Source organism: Agrobacterium sp. 20P9.1.2, assembly GCF_057799395.1.
Map to the genome: position 1 here is coordinate 260,061 of NZ_JBYOKI010000004.1, position 18,481 is coordinate 278,541.

Genomic DNA, 18,481 nt, shown 5'->3' on the forward strand with positions numbered 1-18,481 from the left:
TCAGGCAATGAAAGCAATGATTTCGTCTTTTTGCTGGAAGAAAATTGCGCAAAGATTCCTGCTCGAGACATTTAGCGTCATTTTGTGTGTTTATAAAATGGTGCGGTGGACTTGCAGAGCGCGGTCGTTTCTGTCAAAATCCAACCGAAATTGAGACAGTATTGCTGTCCTAAATTGACAAGCGGACGCGAAACCTCTAGTCGGAAACGGAGGGGAGGTCGAGTGTCCGCCTCACTGCGTGAAGCCATGCAACCTGTTGCAGGAGGGACGAAACATGACGATCAAGCTGGAAGGCGAAAACGCCGCGGCGATGTTGACCAACGACTGTCCGACGGACGCTCAGCCGCAGGCTGCTGCTCCGCGCGCAACGATTGGTGGTCTGCCTGAAAAGCAGGGTCTTTATGATCCGCGCAAGGAACATGATGCCTGCGGCGTCGGCTTCGTGGCGCATATGAAGGGTCAGAAGTCCCACCAGATCGTCAAGGATGGCCTGTTCATTCTCGAAAACCTGACCCACCGTGGTGCTGTCGGTGCCGATCCCCTGATGGGCGATGGCGCGGGCATTCTGGTGCAAATCCCCGACAAGTTCTTCCGCGAAGAAATGGCAAAGCAGGGCGTAACACTGCCTAAGGCTGGCGAATATGCCGTCGGCCATATCTTCATGTCGCGTGATGCAGCCCAGATCGAGCACTACAAGAAGGTCATCATCGATGTGATTGGCGAGGAGGGGCAGCAGTTCCTCGGTTTCCGAGATGTGCCGGTCGATAACTCTTCGCTCTCCAAGGCGCCCGACATTGCCGCGACCGAGCCGCACCATGTTCAGGTCTTCATTGGTGCCGGCCGTGATGCCGCGACCAATGCCGAGTTCGAGCGGCAGCTGTTCCTGATCCGCAAGGTTCTGTCCAACCGCATTTATGACGCTGGCGGCGGCAAGGAAGCGCAGGATTTCTACCCGGTTTCGCTGTCGTCTTCGACCATCGTCTACAAGGGCATGTTCCTGGCCTATCAGGTCGGCGCCTATTATAAGGACCTGGCCGATCCGCGCTTCGAGTCTGCCGTGGCGCTCGTCCACCAGCGTTTCTCGACCAACACCTTCCCATCCTGGAAGCTGGCACACCCATACCGCATGGTTGCCCATAACGGCGAAATCAACACGCTGCGCGGCAATGTCAACTGGATGGCGGCGCGTCAGGCTTCCGTTGCCTCGCCGCTGTTCGGCGAAGACATTTCCAAGCTCTGGCCGATTTCCTATGAAGGACAGTCGGACACCGCCTGCTTCGATAACGCGCTCGAATTCCTCGTGCGCGGCGGCTACTCCATGGCGCATGCCGTGATGATGCTGATCCCCGAGGCGTGGGCTGGCAACCAATCCATGTCGCCGGAACGCAAGGCATTCTACGAATACCACGCAGCGCTGATGGAGCCATGGGATGGCCCGGCTGCCGTTGCCTTTACCGATGGCAAGCAGATTGGCGCGACGCTGGACCGTAACGGCCTGCGTCCAGCCCGTTACCTCGTCACCGACGATGACCGCATCATCATGGCGTCCGAAGCTGGCACCTTGCCGGTGCCGGAGGAGCGCATTATCAAGAAGTGGCGCTTGCAGCCGGGCAAGATGCTGTTGATCGACATGGAAAAGGGCTCCATCGTTTCCGACGAGGACGTCAAGCACGAGCTTGCCGCCAAGCATCCTTACCGCACATGGCTGGACCGCACCCAGCTGATCCTGGAAGACCTGAAGCCCGTCGAGCCGCGCGCGCTGCGTCGTGACGTGTCGCTGCTCGACCGTCAGCAGGCCTTTGGTTATACCAGCGAAGACACCAAGTTGCTGATGTCGCCCATGGCCACCACCGGTCAGGAAGCCATCGGCTCTATGGGCACGGATACGCCGATTTCGGCCATGTCGTCCAAGTCGAAGCTGCTTTACACCTATTTCAAGCAGAACTTCGCGCAGGTCACCAACCCGCCGATCGACCCGATCCGCGAAGAGCTGGTGATGAGCCTGGTGTCTTTTATCGGTCCGCGCCCGAACATTCTCGACCACGAAGGTGCCGCCCGCGCCAAGCGTCTGGAAGTGCGCCAGCCTATCCTGACCAATGGCGATCTGGAAAAGATCCGCTCCATCGGCCACACGGAAGACCGCTTCGATACCAAGACGCTGGACTTCACCTATGATGTGGAGCGCGGTGCCGAAGGCATGCCCGAAATGCTGGACCGCCTGTGCGAGCGTGCGGAATCCGCTGTTCGCGGCGGTTACAACATCATCGTTCTCTCCGACCGTCAGCTCGGGCCTGACCGTATCGCGATCCCCGCGCTGCTGGCAACCGCTGCCGTCCACCACCACCTCATCCGCAAGGGTCTGCGCACCTCGGTCGGCCTCGTCGTCGAAACCGGCGAGCCGCGCGAAGTGCACCATTTCTGCCTGCTAGCCGGTTATGGTGCCGAAGCCATCAACCCCTATCTCGCCTTCGATACGCTTCTGGATATGCACAAGCACAATGCGTTTCCGAAGGAAGTCTCCGACGATGAAGTCGTCTATCGCTACATCAAGGCAGTCGGTAAGGGCATTCTCAAGGTCATGTCCAAGATGGGCATTTCCACTTACCAATCGTATTGCGGCGCGCAGATTTTCGACGCCATCGGTCTGTCCTCTGAGTTCATCGAGCAATATTTCTTCGGCACCGCCACGCAAATCGAAGGCGTTGGCCTGACGGAAATTGCCGAGGAAACCGTATCGCGTCACACAGACGCCTTCGGCAAGGACCCGATCCTCGCCAGCACGCTGGATATTGGTGGTGAATATGCCTACCGCATGCGTGGCGAAAGCCATGCCTGGAGCCCGGATGCGGTTGCCACCCTGCAGCACGCCGTGCGTGGCAACAGCCAGGAGCGTTACCGCGAATTCGCGGAGATGGTGAACGACACCAACCTGCGCATGAACACCATTCGCGGTCTGTTCAAGGTGAAGGGTGCAGAAGCGCTGGGCCGCAAGCCGATCTCTGTCGATGAGGTCGAACCTGCCGTCGAAATCGTCAAGCGCTTCTCCACTGGTGCCATGTCCTTCGGCTCCATCAGCCGCGAAGCGCACACGACGCTCGCCATTGCCATGAACCGTATCGGCGGTAAGTCGAACACGGGTGAGGGCGGCGAAGAATCCGACCGTTACCTGCCGCTGCTGAACGGTCAGCAGAACCCGGAACGCTCCGCCATCAAGCAGATCGCATCCGGTCGCTTCGGTGTAACGACGGAATATCTCGTCAATGCCGATATGCTGCAGATCAAGGTCGCGCAGGGTGCCAAGCCCGGCGAAGGCGGACAGCTGCCCGGCCACAAGGTGGATGCAACGGTTGCCAAGACCCGCCACTCCACACCGGGCGTCGGCCTCATCTCGCCGCCACCGCACCATGACATCTATTCCATCGAAGATCTGGCGCAGCTGATCTACGACCTGAAAAACGTCAACCCGGAAGCTGATGTTTCCGTGAAGCTCGTCTCCGAAGTCGGCGTCGGCACGGTTGCGGCTGGCGTTGCCAAGGCGCGTGCGGACCACATCACCGTCTCCGGTTTCGATGGCGGTACGGGTGCGTCTCCGCTCACCTCGCTCAAGCACGCCGGTTCTCCATGGGAAATCGGCCTTGCCGAAACGCAGCAGACGCTTGTCATGAACGGTCTTCGTTCGCGCATTGCGCTGCAAGTGGATGGTGGCTTGAAGACGGGCCGCGATGTCATCATCGGCGCGTTGCTGGGAGCCGACGAGTTTGGCTTTGCAACGGCTCCGCTGATTGCGGCTGGCTGCATCATGATGCGCAAGTGCCACCTCAACACCTGCCCGGTGGGCGTTGCCACGCAGGATCCGGTTCTGCGCAAACGCTTCAAGGGCACGCCGGAACACGTCATCAACTACTTCTTCTTCGTGGCCGAAGAAGTGCGCGAAATCCTGGCCTCGCTTGGCGTATCCAAGTTGGACGAGATCATCGGCGCTTCCGAACTGCTCGAAAAGGATGAGATGCTCGCCCACTGGAAGGCCAAGGGGCTCGATTTCAGCCGTATCTTCCACAAAGTCGATGCGCCGAAGGAAGCCACCTACTGGACCGAGCGCCAGAAGCACCCGATTGACGATATTCTTGATCGCAAGCTGATCGAGAAGTCGATGCCATCTCTCGAAAACCGCGAGCCGGTTGTTTTCGAAGTACCGATCAAGAACGTCGACCGCTCTGCCGGTGCGATGCTTTCGGGCGCGCTGGCTAAGCGTTGGGGCCATAAGGGCCTGAAGGACGATACCATCCACGTGCTGCTGCGCGGCACGGCTGGTCAGTCCTTCGGCGCGTTCCTTGCCTGCGGCATCACCTTCGATCTGGTGGGCGACGGCAACGACTATGTCGGCAAGGGTCTGTCAGGTGGCCGTATCATCGTCCGTCCGCCGGAAAATGCCCGTATCGTTGCGGAAAACTCGATCATCGTTGGCAACACCGTTCTTTATGGTGCCATCACCGGCGAGTGCTATTTCCGTGGCGTGGCGGGTGAACGTTTCGCCGTGCGCAACTCCGGTGCCATCGCCGTTGTCGAAGGCGTGGGCGACCATGGCTGCGAATATATGACGGGCGGTATCGTCGTTGTCTTGGGTGAAACAGGCCGCAACTTCGCAGCTGGCATGTCCGGTGGCGTGGCCTATGTGTTGGATGAGCAGGGCGATTTCGCCAAGCGGTGCAACATGGCCATGGTCGAGCTGGAGCCGGTGCCGGAAGAAGACGACATGCTGGAAAAGCTGCACCATCACGGCGGCGACCTCATGCACAAGGGACGTGTGGACGTCTCCGAAGACATGACGCGCCACGACGAGGAGCGCCTCTACCAGATGATCTCCAACCACTTCCACTACACCAACTCCAACCGCGCCAAGGACATCCTCGACCGCTGGAGCGAGTTCCGCCCGAAATTCCGCAAGGTCATGCCGGTCGAATACCGCCGTGCGCTTGAGGATATGGAACGGATGAAGATGGGCGTGGCGGCGGAGTAATCCGCCGCATGAGAACACTACACCGACTGATCTCGTTGATAATTGCGGTCGCCGTTCCTGCGGCGACGTATTGGGCGAATGGCGAGATCAGACTTGAGTTCATCGTACTGGGAGCAGCCGTGGGCGGCGCTTATTGGTACTGGGGCCCGACGGGTGCCCTGCTTTGATGTGAGGATATAACATGGGCAAGGTTACAGGTTTTCTGGAGATCGATCGTCAGGTTGGCAAGTATCAGCCGGCGTCGGATCGTATTCGCCATTTCCGGGAATTCACCATTCCCATGTCGGACCCGGAAGTGCAGAAGCAGGCGGCGCGCTGCATGGACTGTGGCATTCCCTATTGCCATGGCCCGACCGGTTGCCCGGTTCACAACCAGATCCCCGACTGGAACGATCTGGTCTATAACAACAACTGGGAAGAGGCGATCCGCAACCTTCATTCCACCAACAACTTCCCGGAGTTCACCGGCCGTGTCTGTCCCGCACCCTGCGAGGAAGCCTGCACGCTGAACCTCGAAGATGCACCGGTTGCGATCAAGACGGTCGAGCAGGCCATTGCCGACAAGGCCTATGAGCTTGGCTTCATCGTGCCGAAGCCTGCAACGGTTCACACCGGCAAGAAGGTCGCGATCATCGGTTCGGGCCCGTCCGGTTTGGCCGCTGCCCAGCAGTTGGGTCGTGCGGGCCATGATGTCCACGTCTTCGAGCGTGAATCCAAGGCCGGCGGCTTGCTTCGCTATGGTATTCCAGACTTCAAGATGGAGAAGAACTTCATCGACCGCCGTGTCGAGCAGATCAAGGGCGAGGGCGTCACCTTCCATTACGGCGTCAATGTCGGTGTCGATATGACGGTCGAAACACTGCTCGCCGACCATGATGCCGTGCTTTATTGTGGCGGCTCGGAAACACCGCGTCCGGCTGGCATTGGCGGCACGGAATTCCATGGCGTTCACGATGCCATGCCCTATCTCGTGCAGCAGAACCGCCGCGTTGGTCGCGAAAACATCGACAGCGTTGGTTGGCCATCGGACCCTATCCTGGCCGGTGGCAAGCATGTCGTCGTCGTCGGTGGTGGCGATACGGCATCGGACTGCGTCGGCACGGCGTTCCGTCAGGGTGCGGTCAAGGTCACCCAGCTCGACATCCGCCCAATGCCGCCTGAGAAGGAAGACAAGCTCGCCGTCTGGCCCTATTGGGCCACCAAGATGCGTACGTCCTCCTCGCAGGCAGAAGGTGCCGCCCGCGAATTCCAGGTCGCGACGCTCGAATTCGTCGGTGACGAGGATGGCGTGCTGACAGGCGTGAAGTGCTGCCAGGTGGATGATCGCCGCAAGCCGATTGCTGGCACGGAATTCATCATCAAGGCCGATCTCGCTTTCATCGCCATCGGTTTCTCCGGCCCTGCCACCGATGGCGTTTTGAAAGAGATGGACGGAAAGCTGACGCTCAACACCGACCGTCGCGGCTCCACCAACGTCGTTGCCAATGACAAGGACTACAAGACCTCGGTCGACAAGATGTGGGTCGCAGGCGACGTCCGCCGTGGCCAGTCGCTCGTCGTATGGGCCATCCGAGAAGGCCGTCAGGCAGCGCGCGCCATCGATGAAGCCTTGATGGGCAGCTCCGTGCTGCCGCGCTGAATATGACAAAGGCGGCCAAATGGCCGCCTTTTGTTCTCACTATGATCCCGCCAACAAACGGGGATCATTCAAACGAAAAAATCAATGCTTGTCTTTGTGGCTCTGCTGACCGGCCTTCATCTGCTGGTCGTGAGAGCCGCCTTGTTTGCCGCTCTTCATGTCAGCGCCGGAAGTGGATGATGCGCTTTTGGTGTCGCTGGTTTTGCCGGATTTTTGACCAGCTTTGCCATGCTGCTCGTGTGTACCACCTTGGTGGGCCATGATGTTTACTCCTCATATCCATCATTTCGAGGCGTCATGCCTCGCGCGGAGTTAACATTAGCCGCCTAGGGATCGTTCCGGCTTTAATATTTCGTGATGAAGGATCAGGCCGCTTTCGATGCTTTCAGCACGAAATCGGCTTCTATTTCATCGAATGGCACAAAGATTAGTTCGCTTTCGTTTTTTTCAACGAGTCCCCATTCCATAAGAGAGGAGATATCCTCGTGAACACGCTTTACATCCCGCTCCAGGGAACGGGCGACCCCTCTGATCGTACTCGGCCCAATCTTTTGCAATTTCTCGATGAGTTCCCATCGTTTCGGCGAGATAACACTGAAGAGTTGGGCCGGTGACGAGAAGGTCAAGACAGAGACTGGTTCCTGTCGCGTTCCGGTTTTCCAGGCATCCACGAACCGTTTGCCCATATCCGCGATTGCCGCGAGTTCATCATCATCTTTCCGGATTTGAATGAGTGCTTTGTTCATGACGTCAGCCTCTTCGTTACTTCTGCGAGAAAATCGTTTCGCAATTGTTCAACGCTTGTGAATGCGTAGGGTTTTTCGCGGCCATCCAGGTGACAATGATCGCCTTTTCCGCGCTCATTGTCGAAGCAAACAATACGCACTCCGTTTTTGCCGAAAAATAAGCGGTATTTGTAAATGTGCTCACTTCCAATAACGGGTGATGGCAGCTTCCAGACGATCATTTCAATGATCGAGCCGTCTCGTAAAATGCGTTTGCCATGCAGCAATTTTTCGGCCTTCATGTTGGCAATTATGCCAACATGAAGTGTGAAGAGTCAATGCGATTTTTAGATTGCGGTTCTACTTCGCCGCGGTCTCAGCAGGGGCTGGCATGCGGTAATCATCCACGCGGCCAAGTGGGGCGTCGTCCATCAGGCCGCGTTTGGTGAGCTTTTCGCGGGGGGATTCGGTGACGGTGAGTTTGGGGGGCGTTTTGCCGCCTAGCAGGACGTCTCCGCCGTCGAGGTCAGGGTCTGTCAGGCTGATGGGCTGGGTGCGGACTTGTTGGGCGTCGATGCCAAGCGCTGGAAGCGAGGTGAGGGCGGGCAGGTTGCTGCCGTCTAGCTTCATCAGGTCGGGGCCTGCGCCATCCAGATGGCGGCGGACGAATTTTTCCACATAGAAGGCGAGCTTCTGCTTGCCGGCCTGGGTCATGCCGATGCCATCGGCTTCGCGCAGGCGCGCTTGCTGACCGTTGACGTCGTAGCCTGTCGTTACGAATTTACCCGCCTCATCCACGAAGCCGTCCCAGACATCCACGAATTCGCCGCCCGCCTTTTCAATATGGCTGCGGTAAAGGCGGTTGAAGCCGACGAAGTCTGCGGTGAGCGATGGAGACTGGAAGGCTGGCAGGCCGACCCAGAGGACGGGCACCTGTTGGCGCTTGGCGAGCGCGATAAGCGCATCGATGCGGCGCTCATATTCCTTGAACCAGATATCGCTGCCGTATTTTTCCTTAGTGTCGCCAATCACCATCTGCTGGCGATCGTTGGAGCCCATCATGATGACGATGGTGGCCGGGCTGGTTTCTTTCAGGAATTGCGGCAGGTTGGCGAACCAGTCGTAATAATCCGTGCGGACAAGGCCTGAAGAGCCGTTGGAGCGGACATCCACGGTGATGGCAGGTGAGCTCTGGAAGGTGGAGACCAGCGCTTCGCCCATGCCGCCCGCGAGAAAGTCACCGATGACCAGAACGCGGCGGGCATTTTCCAGCTTTTCCACCGGGGCTGGCGGTGTCGTGCGCATCTGCACCACGGATGGGGTCTTGCGTGGTGTTTGCGGGCGAATGACGGCGCGGCTGTCCCTTGGCGGCTGCTGTCTGCGCATTCTCGGCTGGCTGCGGTCGGGTGCATACATGCGGTCATCCCGCATATTCGGGCCGCCAAACAGCATGTCGAACAGGGTGCGCCGCTCTCTGGCGTCCTGCGCATATGCGTTATCGGAAACGATAGGCAGGCAGATGACAAGCGAGAGGGCCACCGCCGCGCCACGCCGTGTAAATAGCCTGAAGCTTGCTGCCCATGGAGTGCCGATCCTCGGGGCGAACCCGAGGATGACTGAGGAGCGCTTGTCCTCTTTCGATACGAGACGACCGGCTCCGTTGCTCGGCATATTGCCAATCGTAATCTTCACCACGGCGTGAACCTCCCGGACGGTTCTTTATGTTTTTCTAATTCTGGTCCCGCCCGCGGGTCCTGTCAATTGCGCAGGGCGCGCAGCAGCCTGCGGGATGGTTCGCCGTCGTTTTCCATGCCCATGCGCTTCTGGATGGCGCTGATGGCAGCCTTGGAGCCGGAGCCGAAATTGCCATCGACCTCACCATCATAATAGCCAAGTTCCTTCATGCGCGTCTGCAGCTCGAATTTTTCCTTGATGTCGAGCGTGTTTTCCGGACGTGGCCAGGATTGCTGCATGCCGCCAAAACCGGCGATCTCGTCTGCCAGCAGACCAACGGCCAGCGCGTAGCTGTCGGAGGCATTGTATTTCTTGATGGTGAAGAAGTTCTTCGTCATCAGGAAGCCGGGGCCATTGGATCCGCCCTGCATCTTCAGCATGGCGCGGTCGGAGCCGCGTGGAAAGCCCTTGCCATTGGGGCGGGCGAAGCCCAGCTTCTGCCATTCGGCCATGGATTTCGTCTGGCCCTCATAGCGTGCGCCGCCATTGGGAACAGCCGTTTCATAACCCCAGGTTCTGCCTGGCTCCCAGCCATTCTTGGCCAGCAGGTTAGCAGCGGTCGCCAAGGCGTCCGGAATGGAGTGCCAGATGTCGCGCTTGCCATTGCCATCCGCATCCACCGCGTAAAGCAGGTAGCTGGTGGGAATGAACTGCGTGTGGCCCATGGCGCCAGCCCAGGAGCCGGTCAGTTGCTTTGGCGTCACGTCGCCATTTTGAAGAATCTTAAGCGCTGCAATCAGCTGTGTGCGGGCAAATTTGCCGCGCTTGGGGTCGGAATAGGCAAGCGTTGCCAGCGCCTGCGGAATGTTGTGCAGGCGTTCCGGCTTTTCCAAAACCGCACCGTAATTGGATTCCATCGACCAGATGGCGAGGATGATGTGCTTGTCCACCTTGAAGTTCCGCTCGATCCAGTTGAGCGTGGTGGCATGCTTCATCTTCATTTCACGGCCGATCCGCACCGTGTAAGGGTTCACGCGGCTATCGACGTAATCCCAGATCTGGGTGGTGAATTCGGGCTGGAAGGTGGCTTTGCGCAGGGCGTCCGGGTCCGGCTCGGTCACACCGGCAAATGCCTTCTGGTAGGTGGACTGGCTGATGCCTTCCTTGGCGGCCGTGGCATAAAACTGGTTGATCCACTGTCGGAAACCGGCATCCGCATTGGCGGGTGCAGGCGCAAGGGCAATCGCGATACCCGCAAATGCCATGCAGCCAAATTTGCGGACGTACGAGCGGATGGGGGAAAGGATCAGCTTTTTCATCGGCAGTCTTTCGTTTCTCTCGAATTTCATTTCGATTGCGAGATACGCATCGGGCTTCACGATGTAATACCAACTCAAAGTCAACAAATTCTTTACCATTAACCAAAGGTAACGTCACTCTTTACAAAAGTTTGCCACTTTTGACATAACAAAGTCGTGGGCGAGTTTTGATCCAGTTGAGTCTCTCAGGAGGAATGTGTGGTAGAACAGAAGAAAATTCGGAAAGCGGTTTTCCCGGTGGCGGGTCTTGGAACGCGTTTCCTGCCTGCAACAAAGGCTGTTCCGAAGGAAATGCTGACCGTGGTCGACAAGCCGGTCATCCAATATGTGGTGGATGAAGCCGCTGAGGCCGGTATCGAGCATTTCGTGTTCGTAACAGGTCGTGGAAAAGCGGTGATCGAAGACTACTTCGACATTCAGTTCGAACTGGAGCAGATGTTGCGTGAGCGCAACAAGAATGCCGAACTGACCCTGCTTGCCGGACTTTTGCCCAAGGCGGGCACGGCCAGCTTCACGCGCCAGCAGGTGCCGCTCGGCCTTGGCCACGCGGTATGGTGCGCACGCGATATCGTCGGCGACGAGCCGTTCGCTGTGCTCTTGCCTGACATGATCATGCATTCGCAGAAAAGCTGCCTCAAGGGCATGGTCGATCTTTACGACCAGACCGGCGGCAACGTGATTGCGGTGCAGGAATGCGCGCCGGACCAGACGCATAAATACGGCATCGTCGGTGTTGGCGAAACCGTTGGCGAAGGCTTCAAGATCACCGAAATGGTGGAAAAGCCTGCCAAGGGAACAGCGCCATCGAACTTCTACATCAACGGCCGCTACATTCTGCAGCCTGAAATTTTCGACATTCTCGAAAATCAGGAACGTGGTGCCGGTAACGAAATCCAGCTGACGGACGGCATGCTCTCGCTTGCCAAGAGCCAGGAATTTGCCGGTTACCGCTTCGATGGCGAAACCTTCGACTGCGGCGCCAAGGACGGCTTCATTCTCGCCAATCTGGCCTTCGCTCTGGAACGTGCAGACATTCGCCCGTCCATCGAAGAGCCGTTGAAGGCGCTGGTTAGCCGCTTGAAGTGATTGGTTGCCGCCTGACCGCAATCCAGACCGCACAGGGGACTGGGTTCATATGGCAGCATCCAGAATCTCCGTCATCCTCGGGCTTGTCCCGAGGATCTGACCACGTCGGATCTTGTGGTTCGTTAGATCCTCGGCACAAGGCCGAGGATGACGTCCAGCAAGAGTTGAAGCTGTGTCTTCCCTGAATCCCGGCCTCGTGCCGGGATTTTTCGTTTTAGCGCTTCAGGGTCAGACCCGCGCCGATCCGCCATGTGCTGTTGTCGGTCACGGGCGTGGTTTCGTAGGTGATGTCGGTGGTCAGATCGAGGTAGCGGTTGATGCTCCAGGTCAGTCCAGCGCCCAGCGCATATTCCGTCTGGTCCTCGATAGAAGAGGTGAGGTAGGAGCGGCGCTCCAGACCGGCGGTCAGTTTGGCCACCAGATCGCTACGCAATTGCTGGGTCAGACCGACGATCAGTTCACGCGAAATCCAGCCGCCGATGGGGCCGCCCGCGAAATCTTCGATGGTGGTGCGCAGGCCAAGGCTGACATCGGTGCCGCGTTGCGGTGACCAGACGAGCGTGCTGTCCAGCGACAGAGCATTGATGGCGGACAAGCGGTTGTCGTCATATTCCTTGCGCAGATAGCCGACGGCAGCTTCGCCCTTCAGCTTTTCGCCGAGATCGATCTGCGCGCCGACCTTTGCACCATAGGTCTGGGACGAGCGCTCATAGCCGGTATTGTCCCGCGTCTGGTCATAATTGGTGAGCGACGCCGTCGCTTCCAGAAAAGGTATGAGGGCAGGGGAAAGCTCGTAACCCAACCGGCCACGCAAGCCAGCGCCGTAACGGTCGCGGTCGCTGAGGCTAATCGATTGGCCGTTTATGCCTTTGGCATCCGTATAGACGGTGCGCGACAGGTCGAGCGCGGCGAGCGCTTTGAGGATGCCGACATTGCGCTCGACGGACGCGCCGCCGGTGAAAATATGTTCGCCGCCCTGCACGGACGCGCCGGAAACGGCGTTCGGATCATTGGTGTCCTCACGGCTGAAGGCATAGCCCGCCGTCAAATTGGCTTGCGTGCCATCGCCGAGATCGAGACGCAGGTCGGCGGCGATATTGGCGGTCGGCTCTTCGCCAGCACTACTGCCACCCAGGTTGCGCTGGTAGGCACCGTCGCCGGTGATGGTCAAAGCGTGGCGGGCCCAGTCACTGGTCAGCGTTCCGCGAATGCCCGTCGTCAGATAATCGCGGCTGGTCGATCCGCCAGGGAACGACTTGCTTTCATGGTTCACCGTCTGGCTGATGGAGGGGCGCAGCGTCAGCGTGCCGATGCGAATGCCGGGCGTCTGGGTCGGGTCGTTGACCGTGACGTTCTCGCCGCCATCGACGGTCGGTTCATAGGGGTTTTGCGGGTCTTCGTAATTGACCGTCGCCTCATCACTCGGCTGCGAAATGTCTTCGTTCAGATTGGATGTGGTGCGCAGGCTGCCGGTGGTGACCGCGTCCGCAGCAGTGGGCTCAGCGGGCGTAACCGGCTGGCGGCTGACGCTGTCGGGATCGATAACGGAAAGATCGTTCTGGCCAAGATAGGGGTCGGCGCTGGTCAGCGTTCGGGGCGTACTCGTGGCCGCTGGCGGGGTGGTGGATTGCGCGAAACTCAATGCCGCAGGGCACAGCATGGTACAGGCCAGCAGCAGAGTGGCTGCTTTCCGCCACGTCATTAGACGTCTTGCGGTGCTCTGATGAACCATGCTTGCTGTTACCTGGGTCTGTTCAAATCGTTACCCGAAAGTAAAAGCATAGGGTTAATAACTTGTTGACCGCGCCTGCAAAGGCCGGATGTATTTATCGGCCTTGCTGGCAGTTTTGCCGGATAGACATATTTTGCCGAAAAGAGTATCTGTCCGGACATGATTACGAGAGCTGTCACACTGGTTGAAAACCACGCCATCGAATCCGCTTTGCGGACCGTTTCCATCGAAAAAAACGGTCTGATCGCGCTGGAAAAAGCGCTGATGGGCACGCTGGGCGATGATTTTTGCAAGGCAATTGATGTCATCGGCAAGTCCGATGGCCGGCTGATCATTACCGGTGTCGGCAAAAGCGGGCATATCGGCTCCAAGCTCGCCGCCACCTTTGCATCGACAGGAACGCCTGCCTTTTTCGTGCATGCGGCGGAAGCCAATCATGGCGATCTGGGCATGATCGGCGGCAATGATGTGGTGCTGGCCATCTCCAAGGGTGGTGAAAGTGCCGAGCTTCGCAGCATCATCAATTATACGCGCCGTTTTTCCATTCCGCTGATTGCGCTGACCTGCGCCGAGCAGGGCTCGCTTGCCAAGTCATCGGATATCGTTCTGCTGGTGCCGGATGAGCAGGAAGCCTGCCCGCATGGTCTGGCTCCGACGACATCGACCATGATGCAGCTGGCTCTTGGCGATGCACTGGCGATTGCGCTGCTTGAAGCGCGCAGTTTTACCGCCGGTGATTTCCGCGTGTTCCATCCCGGCGGCAAGCTGGGTGCGAGCCTTGCGCTGGTTGGCGATATCATGCACACGGGTGAGCGTCTGCCGCTGGTGCCAAAGGGCACCTCCATGCAGGAAGCCATCGGCGTTCTGGCGCGCAAACATTTCGGCTGCGTTGCGGTGCTGGATGATGACGGGCGTCTCTGCGGCATCGTCACCGAGGGTGATATGGCGCGTAATCTGACGCGCAATCTCTCTGAATTGGTTGTCGATGACATCATGACCACGAAGCCGAAGACGGTGGCGAAAAGCGTGCTGGCAACGGCAGCCCTGGCGACGCTTGAAAAGCATCACATCGGTGCACTGATCGTGGTGGATGAAGACAACCGCCCTATCGGCCTCGTGCATTTCCACGATCTATTGCGCATCGGCGTGGCGTAACCGCCACTCATCACTACAGGTTAGCTGCGTGTTCCGGCGAGCTTTTCTGAAAGGTCGCTGGCTTCCTTCTGCGCTTCCTTATCTGCCGGGTAGAGCGCCAGATATTGCTCCCAGACTTTCAGCGCCAGTTCGTTGCGCTCCGTGCTTTCGAGAATATTGGCTAGGCTTGCCAGCGCCGGGAAATAGCGCGGCTCTTTTTCCAGAGTCTGGTTGAGGTCCGACATGGCCTTGCGGGTGTCGCCATCGGCAAAATGGACGAGCGCGCGACGATACCAGGCCTGGGCGTAGTCCGGATCGAGCAGAATCGCCTGATCGAGAAAATCGTAAGCTGCGGCCTTACGTTTCTCGTCGGCGGCCTCTTCGGACCACTTCATCAAAAGATTGATGGTGGCACTGCCGGAATCATTCCATTCGCCGACGATTTCGTTGGCGATCACGCGCGCTTTCTGGGCGTCACGCTCTTTCTTCAGATTGGCAAACAGGTTGCCGACAGAATCACCGGGGATCGCTTGCGGCTGTGCCGCGCTGTTACCAGCTTTGGTTTCCGTCACGGGCTCTGCGGCGTGAAGCGGAGAAAAACCGGCGGAGGTCAAGGCGGTCAGGCCAAGCACGGCAGCGAAAAGGGCGTGGAAATGAAATTGGCGCATGCGAATAGAGTAATCCGCCTGCGCCAATTATGGAATCAAATTCTGTATGCTATCAACAATGTGATCCGCCTTTAGCAGACGGAACGCCTTGCGATCCACGATCAGCCCTGACGAGCCTTGAAGCGTGGGTTCAGCTTGTTGATGATGTAGACGCGGCCCTTGCGGCGAACCAGACGGTTATCGCGGTGACGGGCCTTAAGCGCTTTGAGCGAGTTCTTGATCTTCATTTTTCTGGTCCGCAGTTTGGCGCGACGTCTTTTGCCACGCGTAGCTAAACAATCAAAAGCGCGCTACGAGGGCGCGCCTTTTTCGGTTGGCAGGCAAATACCTCGTCAGTCTTTGCCTGTCAACACGTCAAGGAGTCTTTTGCCGGGAAAGACTTGGTTTTCCGGGGTTCGTCAGCTGTGTGACGTGGCCCATCTTGCGGCCCGCACGCGCTTCGGTCTTGCCGTAGAGATGCACGAGGCAATCAATTTTCGAAAGCCATTGCGGCACGTCATTTATGTCGTCACCGATCAGATTGGTCATGACGCAATCGGAATGACGATGGGTTGCGCCGGGTGAAAGCCCGGCCACGGCGCGAATATGCTGCTCAAACTGCGAAACCACACAGGCGGCTTCCGTCCAGTGCCCGGTATTGTGCACGCGCGGCGCCATCTCGTTGGCCACCAGCAATCCATCCGGCAGGACGAAGAACTCGATGCCGACGACACCGACATAATCCAGCGCGGCCAACAGCTTTTCAGCTGATTCCGTGGCCACCGACGTTGCCTGCTCTGAAAGCTGTGCCGGGACAGTGGACGTGTGTAGAATGCCGCCTAGATGCACGTTTTCCGCCGGGTCGTAGCAGGTGACAGTGCCGTCCTGAAAACGTGCGGCAATGATGGAGACTTCACGCTCGAAGGCCACGAAGCTTTCGAGGATCAGCGGCACGCCGCCCAGCGCGTCGAATGCACCGGTCAGGTCTTCGCCGCCCTTGAACACGCGCTGGCCCTTGCCATCATATCCCATGCGGCGGGTCTTCAGCACGCCCTTGCCGCCAAAATCGGAAAGCGCTGCTTCCAGCCCGGCCTGATCGTCCACCTGACGGAAATCGGCGGTGGGAATGCCGCAATCATTGAGGAACCGCTTTTCCGTCAACCGGTCCTGCGAGGCATTCAAGGCCTGTGCCGGTGGATAGACGGGAACGGAAGCGGCCAGCGTCTGCGCGGCGACGACGGGCACGTTCTCGAATTCATAGGTTACGACATCGCAAACGCTTGCGAGTTCCGCCAGCGCTTTTTCGTCGTCATAGGCAGCAACGATCTGGCGGTTGCAGACCTGCGATGCCGGACAGTCGGCCTGTGGCTCCAGAACGATGGTGCGGAAGTTGAGGCGGGCAGCCGCCATGGCCAGCATGCGGCCAAGCTGGCCGCCACCGATAATGCCGATGGTTCCAGACTTCATTGCGGGGTGTCCATGGGGTATTCGGCAATGGCCGCCGTCTGGCGGGCGCGATATTCATCCAGCCGGTCGGCCAGATCTTCGTCAGAGAGCGCCAGAACCGCAGCGGCCAGAAGGGCTGCGTTGATTGCACCGGCTCTGCCGATGGCAAGCGTGCCAACGGGAATGCCGGCGGGCATCTGCACGATGGAATAGAGACTGTCCTGCCCGGACATGGTTTTGGATTGCACGGGAACACCGAACACCGGCAGTGGCGTCAGCGCCGCCGTCATGCCCGGAAGGTGGGCCGCACCACCGGCACCCGCGATGATGACCTTGAAGCCTTCGTCGCGTGCACCGCTGGCAAAGCTGAACATCCGCTCTGGTGTGCGGTGGGCGGAAATGATGCGCGCTTCATATTCCACATCAAGCGCGTCCAGCGTATCGGCGGCGTTTTTCATGGTTTCCCAGTCGGACTGGCTTCCCATGATGATGGCGACGGGCGGTGTCTCTGTGCTCAACGGTCTCTCCGTCTCAGGCAATGATATCGGGGATGATCTGGTCTTCGATCTGGGTCATCTTGTCCTTGATGACCAGCTTTTTCTTTTTCATGCGTTGAATGCGCAATGCTTCGCAGTTGGTCTGGATCATCGCATTGATTGCCGCATCGTAGTCTTCGTGCTCTTGCCGCAGTCTTGCCAGCGCAAGCCGAACATCAGCATGGTCCTGATCGGGCATCTCTCTATCCCCATATGATACAACCGGACCGCTATCCGGCCATTTTGTTGTCGGTCTTCGTGCCTGTACCACCAAATCACGGTAACGGGAAGTTTCCCTTGCGACCATTTTGCCCAACTATTGCCTTGATTCCTCCTTCGACAATCGCGGCGTTCCATGTCACATTGCCGTCGTAAACCTGAAACTCCAGCGATGGAGCGCTGGAGGTAGGTTCAACAAGGAAGGACGTGCCGCATGACCATTCAGGCTCATATTGCATCGCTCGAAAAGAAACACGGTGCTCTTGAGGAGGAGCTCGAAGATATTCTTGCTTCCCCCTCCTCAGATGATCAGCAGATTGTGGACTTGAAACGCAAAAAACTGCGCCTGAAGGATGAGATGCAGAGGCTACAGGCCTCGACAAGGCATTAATTGACAAAATGTCTGCCAGCTTCACGATTGAAGCGGCTTGAAAATTCGGCCCTGGTTGCTCTCGCGATCAGGGCCTTTTGATGTCTAGGGATTACGGGTCTCAGATTGGCAGTCCGTCCCATAAAAGTTTCAGCGCCGCCATGAAGGCCATGGCGTACATCAGCGGGTAGAACACGGCTGGTTTCATGTATTTCACGACTTTTGCCCCGGCAAAGGTCGCAATCATGGCCACCGGCAACAGCATGGCGGATGTTGTCAGATTGGTCGCGTCCAGCGCGCCAAGGGCGAAATAGGGTATGAGTTTGATGGCGTTCATGATCGCGAAAAAGCGAACGCTCATGCCGGTATAGACCTTCGGGTCCAGTTTTAGCGGCAGCACGTAAATCTGGAAGGGCGGGCCACCCGCATGGGCCACGAAGCTTGCGTAACCCGAAAGACTGGACCAGATGGTGGCCAGGACCGGACGTTGTCCTTTCGCGGGTGTTTCCTGTGCGCCGCGAGCGGTTTTGAAGGCCTCGTAGAAATAGCGCAGGACGAAAATGATCGTCACGCTTGCCACAACGAGGCGCATCGCATCCGGCGAAATCATGCTCGACATCGCCCAGCCCAGCGTTATTCCGGCAATGGCGCCGGGAAGCATGATCAGCAGGGTCTGGCGATGGTTATATTTGCGCCAGGCAATCAGCGCCACAATATCCATCACCACCAGAATGGGCAGAAAGATCGCGGCGGCCTGTACCGGCGGCACGGCGAGCGCCATCAAAGGCACGCCCATCAATGCCAAAGCGCCGCCCAGCCCGCCCTTGGAAAGGCCGACGAGGATGACTGCGGGAATGGCGACGAGAAAGAAATGGAAATCAGTCAGCATGGATGGACAGTTGATCCTTTCGCCTGTCCGGTCTATCGGAATTAGAAC

17 protein-coding genes are annotated in these 18,481 nt (G+C 58.3%); 5 read left to right on the forward strand and 12 right to left on the reverse strand.

Going from position 1 to position 18,481, the window contains the following annotated elements; genetic code table 11:
* The first annotated feature begins 274 nt into the window (after positions 1-274).
* Both gltB and AC27VJ_RS13895 read left to right on the forward strand, forming a co-directional pair.
* Positions 275-5,017, forward strand: a complete 4,743-nt coding sequence (gltB, locus tag AC27VJ_RS13890; protein WP_488684526.1) for a glutamate synthase large subunit — start codon at positions 275-277, stop codon at positions 5,015-5,017.
* A gap of 181 nt (positions 5,018-5,198) precedes the next feature.
* A complete protein-coding gene (locus tag AC27VJ_RS13895) occupies positions 5,199-6,656 on the forward strand; it encodes a glutamate synthase subunit beta (protein WP_488684527.1) in 1,458 nt (485 codons plus the stop codon).
* 81 nt (positions 6,657-6,737) lie between these two features.
* Here AC27VJ_RS13895 and AC27VJ_RS13900 read toward each other — a convergent pair whose 3' ends face one another.
* From AC27VJ_RS13900 to AC27VJ_RS13920, 5 genes are all read right to left on the reverse strand, one after another.
* On the reverse strand, positions 6,738-6,917 hold the full coding sequence (locus AC27VJ_RS13900) for a hypothetical protein (RefSeq protein WP_488684528.1): 180 nt from the start codon (positions 6,915-6,917) through the stop codon (positions 6,738-6,740).
* A gap of 104 nt (positions 6,918-7,021) precedes the next feature.
* On the reverse strand, positions 7,022-7,402 hold the full coding sequence (locus tag AC27VJ_RS13905; RefSeq protein ID WP_488684529.1) for an HVO_A0114 family putative DNA-binding protein: 381 nt from the start codon (positions 7,400-7,402) through the stop codon (positions 7,022-7,024).
* Positions 7,399-7,683, reverse strand: coding sequence for a toxin-antitoxin system TumE family protein (locus AC27VJ_RS13910; RefSeq protein WP_488684530.1), 285 nt, complete (start codon positions 7,681-7,683; stop codon positions 7,399-7,401). The genes AC27VJ_RS13905 and AC27VJ_RS13910 overlap by 4 nt, the downstream gene beginning before the upstream one ends.
* 58 nt (positions 7,684-7,741) lie before the next feature.
* The gene (locus AC27VJ_RS13915) at positions 7,742-9,076 is read right to left on the reverse strand and encodes an SGNH/GDSL hydrolase family protein (RefSeq protein WP_488684531.1); all 1,335 of its coding nucleotides are present in this window, start codon (positions 9,074-9,076) and stop codon (positions 7,742-7,744) included.
* 62 nt (positions 9,077-9,138) lie between these two features.
* The gene (locus tag AC27VJ_RS13920; RefSeq protein WP_488684532.1) at positions 9,139-10,374 is read right to left on the reverse strand and encodes a lytic murein transglycosylase; all 1,236 of its coding nucleotides are present in this window, start codon (positions 10,372-10,374) and stop codon (positions 9,139-9,141) included.
* A gap of 198 nt (positions 10,375-10,572) precedes the next feature.
* Between AC27VJ_RS13920 and galU the strand changes: the two genes are divergently transcribed.
* A complete protein-coding gene (gene galU / locus AC27VJ_RS13925; protein WP_353577770.1) occupies positions 10,573-11,460 on the forward strand; it encodes a UTP--glucose-1-phosphate uridylyltransferase GalU in 888 nt (295 codons plus the stop codon).
* Between the two features lie 214 nt (positions 11,461-11,674).
* Here galU and AC27VJ_RS13930 read toward each other — a convergent pair whose 3' ends face one another.
* Positions 11,675-13,192, reverse strand: coding sequence for a surface lipoprotein assembly modifier (locus AC27VJ_RS13930; protein WP_488684533.1), 1,518 nt, complete (start codon positions 13,190-13,192; stop codon positions 11,675-11,677).
* A 159-nt stretch (positions 13,193-13,351) separates the two neighbouring features.
* Between AC27VJ_RS13930 and AC27VJ_RS13935 the strand changes: the two genes are divergently transcribed.
* Positions 13,352-14,347: a KpsF/GutQ family sugar-phosphate isomerase gene (locus AC27VJ_RS13935; protein WP_488684534.1), complete on the forward strand. Its 996-nt coding sequence runs from the start codon at positions 13,352-13,354 to the stop codon at positions 14,345-14,347.
* Positions 14,348-14,367: 20 nt separating this feature from the next.
* Here the strand turns inward: AC27VJ_RS13935 and AC27VJ_RS13940 are convergent, their stop codons facing one another.
* The 5 genes from AC27VJ_RS13940 to AC27VJ_RS13960 form a co-directional block, all read right to left on the reverse strand.
* Entirely contained in the window at positions 14,368-14,994 is a 627-nt protein-coding gene (locus AC27VJ_RS13940; RefSeq protein ID WP_488684535.1) for a tetratricopeptide repeat protein, read from the reverse strand.
* 101 nt (positions 14,995-15,095) lie between these two features.
* Positions 15,096-15,221 carry a type B 50S ribosomal protein L36 gene (gene ykgO, locus AC27VJ_RS13945; RefSeq protein ID WP_062584498.1) on the reverse strand — a complete coding sequence of 42 codons (126 nt, stop codon included), beginning with the start codon at positions 15,219-15,221 and terminating at the stop codon, positions 15,096-15,098.
* Positions 15,222-15,348: 127 nt separating this feature from the next.
* Complete coding sequence (locus tag AC27VJ_RS13950) at positions 15,349-16,440, reverse strand: 5-(carboxyamino)imidazole ribonucleotide synthase (protein ID WP_488684536.1); 1,092 nt, start codon at positions 16,438-16,440, stop codon at positions 15,349-15,351.
* The gene (gene purE, locus AC27VJ_RS13955) at positions 16,437-16,904 is read right to left on the reverse strand and encodes a 5-(carboxyamino)imidazole ribonucleotide mutase (protein WP_045228442.1); all 468 of its coding nucleotides are present in this window, start codon (positions 16,902-16,904) and stop codon (positions 16,437-16,439) included. Before purE ends, AC27VJ_RS13950 begins: the two co-directional genes overlap by 4 nt.
* Positions 16,905-16,950: 46 nt before the next feature.
* Entirely contained in the window at positions 16,951-17,154 is a 204-nt protein-coding gene (locus AC27VJ_RS13960) for a YdcH family protein (protein WP_067650819.1), read from the reverse strand.
* Between the two features lie 234 nt (positions 17,155-17,388).
* Between AC27VJ_RS13960 and AC27VJ_RS13965 the strand changes: the two genes are divergently transcribed.
* Positions 17,389-17,565 carry a YdcH family protein gene (locus AC27VJ_RS13965; protein WP_488684537.1) on the forward strand — a complete coding sequence of 59 codons (177 nt, stop codon included), beginning with the start codon at positions 17,389-17,391 and terminating at the stop codon, positions 17,563-17,565.
* A gap of 100 nt (positions 17,566-17,665) precedes the next feature.
* Here AC27VJ_RS13965 and AC27VJ_RS13970 read toward each other — a convergent pair whose 3' ends face one another.
* Complete coding sequence (locus AC27VJ_RS13970) at positions 17,666-18,433, reverse strand: sulfite exporter TauE/SafE family protein (RefSeq protein WP_488684538.1); 768 nt, start codon at positions 18,431-18,433, stop codon at positions 17,666-17,668.
* Positions 18,434-18,481: the final 48 nt, after the last annotated feature.